The organism is Romboutsia sp. (assembly GCF_051659545.1).
In the GTDB taxonomy this organism is placed as follows: domain Bacteria; phylum Bacillota; class Clostridia; order Peptostreptococcales; family Peptostreptococcaceae; genus JBOFOR01.
This window is the reverse complement of the sequence record NZ_JBOFOR010000162.1, coordinates 1-1,317: the sequence shown is the minus strand read 5'-3', so window position 1 is coordinate 1,317 and position 1,317 is coordinate 1. Positions and strand designations below refer to the sequence as shown.

Here is a 1,317-nt window from a genome sequence, read left to right as displayed (position 1 = left end):
TAGCAGAGGCACCTATTAATGTACCATTACCTCCAAGACAGGCACCTAAAGAAGTAGCCCACCACAATGGCATTACATCTATTCCTTGTGTTTGCATTGTTAAGATTAAAGGAATAAGAGTAGCTACAAATGGTATATTGTCTAAGAAAGATGATATTATAGCTGAGAGCCAAAGTACTACTAGCATAGTAATCACTAAATGACCTCGTGTAGCATCTATTAAAGATTGAGCTAAATTATTTATAAGACCTACTTCCACAAGACCTCCAACTATAATGAATAGCCCCATAAAAAATGCTATTGTAGACCATTCTATACTTGCAAGTATTTCATCTACATCTTGCTTTCCTATTAATAACATTATAGTTCCACCAGCCAAGGCAACTATACTAGAGTCCATATGAATTACATTATGAAATATAAAACCTAGTAATATAAATACCAAAACAATTAGACCTTTTATGAGTAAAGATTTATCTTGTATTGATTTAGCTTCATCTAGGTTTAGTATTTGATCTTTGAATTCAGTATTTACAGATAATTTATTTTTATATATAAATTTAAAACACAAGATAGTAGAAAATAAAATCACTACAACTACAGGACCTAAATTTACTACAAAGCTTGAAAAACTTAAATTAGCAGCACTACCTATCATAATATTAGGAGGGTCACCTATCAAAGTAGCACTACCACCAATATTAGAAGCTAAAATTTGTGTTACTAAAAATGGGGTAGGGTCTATATTTAATATTTGAGAAATAACTATTGTCATTGGGCCTATTAGTAAAACTGTAGTGACATTATCTAATATTCCAGATAATAAAGCAGTTATTATCATAAATAAAACCATTATCCTCCAAGGATCTCCTTTAGCTTTTTTAGCTGATAGAATTGCTATGTATTCAAATATACCTGAATTTTTAAGAATAGCTACAAAAAGCATCATTCCAATTAAAACACCAATAGTGTTAAAATCAACATGGCTGAGTGCGGTTTCAAAAGATAATATATTAAAAATAATCATAAGAAGTGCACCAGTCATAGCAGCAACAGCTCTATTTAATTTTTCTGATATAATAGCAATCATAACTAGTAAAAATATTAAGAGAGCTATCATTTGTTTAACATCCATTTTATCTCCTCCAATTAAGTTATAAAATAAGTTTGGCTAATTCTAAATAATAGTGATATGGGGTTTAGATGTGTAGAATTTTTTTATATATATTCTAAATGAAAACATTCAAATGTAATTACTTTCATATATATAATTTTTCAAGTAAGAGAAATAATAGTATTATCTGAAAATATAAAGGT

The 1,317-nt window shown here is 28.7% G+C and carries 1 protein-coding gene; it reads right to left on the bottom strand.

Annotation, left to right across the window (positions count from 1 at the left end):
• Positions 1 to 1,135, bottom strand: a 1,135-nt coding sequence (locus ACRC03_RS09115; protein ID WP_438652254.1) for an SLC13 family permease, incomplete at its 3' end; no start/stop codon positions are given.
• Between the last annotated feature and the right edge of the window lie 182 nt (positions 1,136 to 1,317).